Genomic DNA, 5,167 nt, shown 5'->3' with positions numbered 1-5,167 from the left:
TGACAACTCGGGTATGTGGTCTGCCTAAGTCCGTAAATTTATTTAATACTGCCATACGTGCATGAATCTGATTGACTTGGCTTTGAAAATTTCTCGCACTGAGTTTATCCCCTAATAATTTGATGCAATGCATCTTGGTTTCAACCAAACTTCGCCGATGATAGCCTGACCATTTCTTCCAAATAGTTCTTCCTAAACGTTTAACTGTTCGAAGCAACTCATTGCGTTCTAGCGAGCCCATCTTTTTATCTTTCCATGGCTTCGCATTTTTTCTTGGTGGAATCACTGCATGTGCTTGCCGATCCGCAATGACCTGTCGGCACTGTTTGGTATCATAAGCTCCATCGGTATAGACGGAGTCAACTCTCTCATCTTGTGGAATCTGATCGAGTAAATCACCAAGTACCTGTGAATCACTCACATTGCTGGTTGTGAGCTGAACAGCGCGTATTTGTAAGGTTTTAGCATCTATACCAATATGTAATTTACGCCATTGGCGACGATATTCAGGCTGATGTTTTTTACGCTTCCATTCACCCTCACCTAAGAATTTCAGACCTGTGGAGTCAACGATTAGATACAGTCCATCACAACTTTTTTGATAGCTAATCACAATATCAATATGCTGTTGTCGTCTACAAATTGTAGTGTAGTCTGGCGCTATCCAATTTAACCTACAAAGATGGATGAGACTTTGAACAAAGCCAGTGACCATGCGTAAAGACAATCGAAAGAGAAATTTAATCATTAGGCAGCATTGGATAGCTGCGTCGGAGTAAGTTTGATTTCGTCCTTGTTTGCCTTTTGATGGGGCATACCATTGCGTAGCAGGATCAAACCAAATGGCAATATTTCCACGATTAATGAGAGCTCGGTTATATGAAGACCAATTGGTTGTGCGATAAATTTTAGGTGTCGACTTATTCATTTGAAAATTATATTGTGGAATAAGCCTTTAGAGATAGGTTTGTGCAACAAAGCCGAAGCGGCATCGATTGAAGACGCCCAAGTATGGGCGAAGCGATTTCGTCAGGACGTTGCGACGACAGCGGTGGTGTGTGGAGAGGTGTCGATCAGCTATAGCGCCAGCATGGGGGTGGCCCCCCTTGACGTCTGCTTAAACTCTTCCGAGCAGGTGATGCAGCAGGCGGACAGCGCGCTCTACCAGGCAAAAAGACAAGGGCGCAACCAAGTTGTGGGCGCACAAGTATTTCAGAATTGAGAGGAATAGCGATGAAGGAAAAGCAACCGGACCCGATCAAAACATTTCGTGCCCAATGGGCAGTGATGACGTTCTACGAGCGCTTCGAACAGGTGATCGCGCTCGCGCTGTCCGCAATCATTGCCGTGATCATCGTGGTCTCGCTGCTGCAGCTGATCTCGATCGTCTTCAGCCTGCTGGTCATCGATGCGTTCAATCCGCTCGATCACAAGGTCTTCCAGACCGTGTTCGGCATGATCATGACGCTGCTCATCGCCATGGAGTTCAAGCATTCCATCGTGCGGGTGGCCTTGCGCCGCGATAGCATCATCCAGGTCAAGACGGTGATCCTGATCGGGCTGATCGCCCTGGCGCGCAAGTTCGTGATCCTCGACCCGGAGACCAGCCCCGCCAAGATCGCGGCGCTCGCAAGCGCGATGCTGGCCCTCGGGGCGACTTACTGGCTGCTGCGCGAGCGCGCTGACCGGGCCGCCGGGGAAAGCCCAAATGAGCCATCGTGATCGGCGCCACGCGCAGGCTGCCGGCGCGCGGCATCGCTGGCTCAATCGCCTGCAAACCGCGCTGTTGGTGCTGACCCTGCGGCTGTATGGCGCACGCCCTCTGCACCCGAATGAAGCGCCCGATCTTTGGGCTGTGTTGCGCGAACTGGCGGCGCGGGCCGGGTTGCCTGCCGTGCCGGTACCGCACTACGTGCCCAGCGGGGTCGTCAACGCCTTCGCCACCGGTACGAAGCATCACGCGGCCATCGCGCTGACCGACGGTCTGCTGCGTAGCCTCACGCCCCGCGAGTTGACCGGCGTGCTCGGCCACGAAATCGCGCATATTGCGAACGAGGATTTGCGTGTCATGGGCCTGGCCGATTCCATCAGCCGGCTCACCCATCTTCTGGCCTTGTTGGGGCAAATCATGCTCCTCTTCAGCCTGCCGGCCTTGCTGTGGGGCACAGTCGCTATCCAGTGGCCGGCGCTGCTGTTGCTGGCCGTTTCGCCACAGCTCGCGCTGCTGGCGCAACTGGGTTTGTCGCGGGTGCACGAATTCGACGCCGACCGGCTCACCGCCGAATTGACCGGCGACCCACAGGGATTGGCTTTGGCGCTCGCCAAGATCGAGCGGGAGAGTCGCGCCCGGCTGCTGCCCGGATGGGGCAACCCGGAACCCTCCTGGTTGCGCACGCATCCGGCGACGACAGAGCGCATCCAACGCTTGCGGGAATTGGCTGATTCGATGGCACCGCAACCGCTTCATTCCAGCCCATTTCTGCCGGACATCCCCTTGGCGCCACGCCCACCGCGTTGGCGCGCCAGCGGTGTCTGGCGCTGATTTCAACAAGGAGAATGGCATGACCTACCCCGACCTCAACAGCCGCCCGGCGCCGGACCGATTCATCCGGCGCTGGCTCGTCATCACTGGCTGCATCGCCGCACTCATGCTGCTGTGGCAGTTCTTGCCTGCCATCGAAGCCTGGTTCAGTCCGCGCGAAGCGGCCGAGCGCACGGTGACACCGCGTGGTGATCTGGCGGCAGACGAGCAGACCACCATCCAACTGTTCGAGAAATCGCGCGGGTCGGTGGTTTACATCACCACGGCGCAACTGGTGCGTGACGTCTGGTCGCGCAATGTCTTTTCCGTGCCGCGCGGCACCGGCTCCGGCTTCATCTGGGACGATGCCGGCCACGTGGTGACCAACTTCCACGTCATCCAGGGGGCATCGTCTGCCACGGTCAAACTGGCCGACGGTCGCGATTATCAGGCTGCGCTGGTGGGCGCCAGCCCCGAGCACGACATCGCCGTGCTCAAGATCGGCGTCGGCTTCAAGCGCCCGCCCGCTGTGCCGGTGGGCACCAGTGCCGACCTCAAGGTCGGGCAGAAAGTGTTCGCTATCGGCAATCCCTTCGGATTGGACTGGACGCTCACCACCGGCATCGTCTCGGCGCTCGACCGCACCCTCGACGGCGAAGGGGGCGGGCCTGCCATCGATCACCTGATCCAGACCGACGCCGCTATCAACCCCGGCAACTCCGGCGGCCCGCTGCTCGATTCGGCCGGGCGGCTGATCGGCATCAACACCGCCATCTACAGCCCTTCGGGCGCGTCCGCTGGCATCGGTTTCGCTGTGCCGGTGGATACCGTCATGCGCGTGGTGCCGCAACTCATAAAGACCGGCAAGTACATCCGTCCGGCGCTGGGCATCGAGGTGGATGAGCAGCTCAACGCGCGTCTGCAGGCGCTGACCGGTAGTAAGGGCGTATTCGTATTGCGCGTGACGCCGGGCTCGGTGGCGCACAGGGCCGGGCTCGTCGGCATCGAGGTCACCGCAGGCGGCATCGTGCCCGGCGATCGCGTTATCAGCATCGACGGTATCGCCGTCGACGACGTCACCACATTACAGGCCCGGCTAGACGACAAGAACGTTGGAGATGTTGTGGTCTTGTTAGTGGAGCGGGCCGGCAAGACTCGCGAGATGCTTGTGGAACTACAACCGGGAGTTTGATGGAAAGTGGGTCATGGATCTGCACAGCGAAGCAGTCAAGCGACTTCAGCCTTGCGCCGAACTACGAGCCCTAGCTAGTGCAGTGTGGGGAAGGCTGTTTAGGTTAAATGGATATAAGGGAGTCATTTTTGATTGTGTTTTTAAAAGAAGGTGTTGATTTTTTTGGGTAAGCATTTAGGGCGTCCAAGGGTTGGAGCAGTTGGCACGGATGAGAGAGCTCAATGCTCGCTAGGGATTGGATCTATGTGTTTTTTCTGACTGACTGCTTACGTGTTGGAACGGGCAACATCGGAAAAGGATGAATTTTTATTTTCACCATTTACCGTATTTTTCGAGCCTGGGCGAAAATTAGGATGATACTTTAGCGCGGCTTTGTTGCACAAAGATTTGAAATGCAAAGCGCCCCTAATTGAGCCAAATTTAAGGCGTAACTTGGGTAAGTGGTCGACCTAATTCCGTAAATCTGTTGAGGACTGCTACACGTGCATGAATTTCATTCACCTGACTAGGAAAGCTTCTTGCCATTAATTTATCGCCTAATAATTTGATGCAATGCATCTTGGTTTCCACCAAACTGCGGCGATGATAGCCTGACCATTTTTTCCATAATGTCCTGCCTAAACGTTTAACTGTTCGAAGTAATTCATTTCGCTCTAGCGAGCTACTCTTTGTATCTTTCCATGGTTTCGCATTTTTTCTAGGTGGAATCACCGCATGTGCTTGCCGATCTGCAATGACCTGACGGCATTGCTTGGTGTCATAAGCTCCATCGGTATAAACAGAGTCAATCTGCTCATCTTGTGGAATCTGATTAAGTAAATCACCAAGCACCTGTGAATCACTGACATTATTGGTTGTGAGCTGAATAGCGCGTATTTGTAGGGTTTTGGCATCTATACCAATTGTAGTTTACGCCATTGGCGACGATATTCAGCTCCATGTTTCTTGCGTTTCCATTCGCCCTCACCTAGAAACTTCATGCCTGTAGAGTCTACGAGTAGATGCAGCCCATCGCTACTTTTTTGGTAGCTGATTGCAATATCAATATGCTGTTTTCGTCTACAAATTGTAGTGTAGTCTGGCGCTATCCAATTTAATCCGCAAAGTTTAATCAGACTTTGCACAAAGCCAGTGACCATACGTAAAGACAGACGGAATAAGGATTTAATCATTAAGCAGCATTGGATGGCTGCGTCGGAGTAGGTTTGATTTCGCCCTTGTTTGCCTTTTGATGGCGCATACCATTGCGTAGCAGGATCAAACCAAATGGCAATATTTCCGCGACTCATGAGTGCTCGGTTATATGCGGGCCAATTGGTTGTGCGGTAGATTTTCTGTGTAGGCTTCTTCATTTGAAAATTATATCGCTGAAAAAGCCTTTACAGATAGGTTTGTGCAACAAAGCCCTTTGGGCTTACAAACGATTGTTATTCCTAAGTAGAAATGTCCTACCT

General features: G+C 53.6%; 5 protein-coding genes and 1 pseudogene. 4 read left to right on the top strand and 2 right to left on the bottom strand.

What is annotated here, in order from left to right; all coding sequences use genetic code 11:
• Positions 1-928: IS5-like element ISAba13 family transposase (locus tag MKL35_RS01255; RefSeq protein ID WP_270912625.1), on the bottom strand; the 928-nt coding region annotated here is incomplete at its 3' end.
• On the opposite strand from MKL35_RS01255, the gene MKL35_RS01250 reads away from it, so the two are divergent.
• The 4 genes from MKL35_RS01250 to MKL35_RS01235 are packed head-to-tail and all read left to right on the top strand — an operon-like array spanning position 929 to position 3,713.
• On the top strand, positions 929-1,222 hold the full coding sequence (locus MKL35_RS01250; RefSeq protein ID WP_050560455.1) for a GGDEF domain-containing protein: 294 nt from the start codon (positions 929-931) through the stop codon (positions 1,220-1,222). It abuts the gene before it with no gap.
• An 11-nt stretch (positions 1,223-1,233) separates the two neighbouring features.
• On the top strand, positions 1,234-1,722 hold the full coding sequence (locus MKL35_RS01245) for a phosphate-starvation-inducible PsiE family protein (protein ID WP_004882734.1): 489 nt from the start codon (positions 1,234-1,236) through the stop codon (positions 1,720-1,722).
• Positions 1,709-2,542, top strand: coding sequence for a zinc metalloprotease HtpX (locus tag MKL35_RS01240; protein ID WP_004882732.1), 834 nt, complete (start codon positions 1,709-1,711; stop codon positions 2,540-2,542). Before MKL35_RS01245 ends, MKL35_RS01240 begins: the two co-directional genes overlap by 14 nt.
• A gap of 19 nt (positions 2,543-2,561) precedes the next feature.
• Entirely contained in the window at positions 2,562-3,713 is a 1,152-nt protein-coding gene (locus tag MKL35_RS01235) for a S1C family serine protease (RefSeq protein WP_002072799.1), read from the top strand.
• A gap of 420 nt (positions 3,714-4,133) precedes the next feature.
• Here MKL35_RS01235 and MKL35_RS01230 read toward each other — a convergent pair.
• Positions 4,134-5,065: pseudogene (locus tag MKL35_RS01230) on the bottom strand (IS5 family transposase).
• Positions 5,066-5,167 lie beyond the last annotated feature (102 nt).

It is taken from the genome of Acinetobacter sp. AOR41_HL, from assembly GCF_027854645.1.
GTDB classification, from domain to species: domain Bacteria; phylum Pseudomonadota; class Gammaproteobacteria; order Pseudomonadales; family Moraxellaceae; genus Acinetobacter; species Acinetobacter nosocomialis.
The sequence above is the reverse complement of the archived record's forward strand: the minus strand, read 5'-3'. Positions and strand labels throughout refer to the sequence as shown.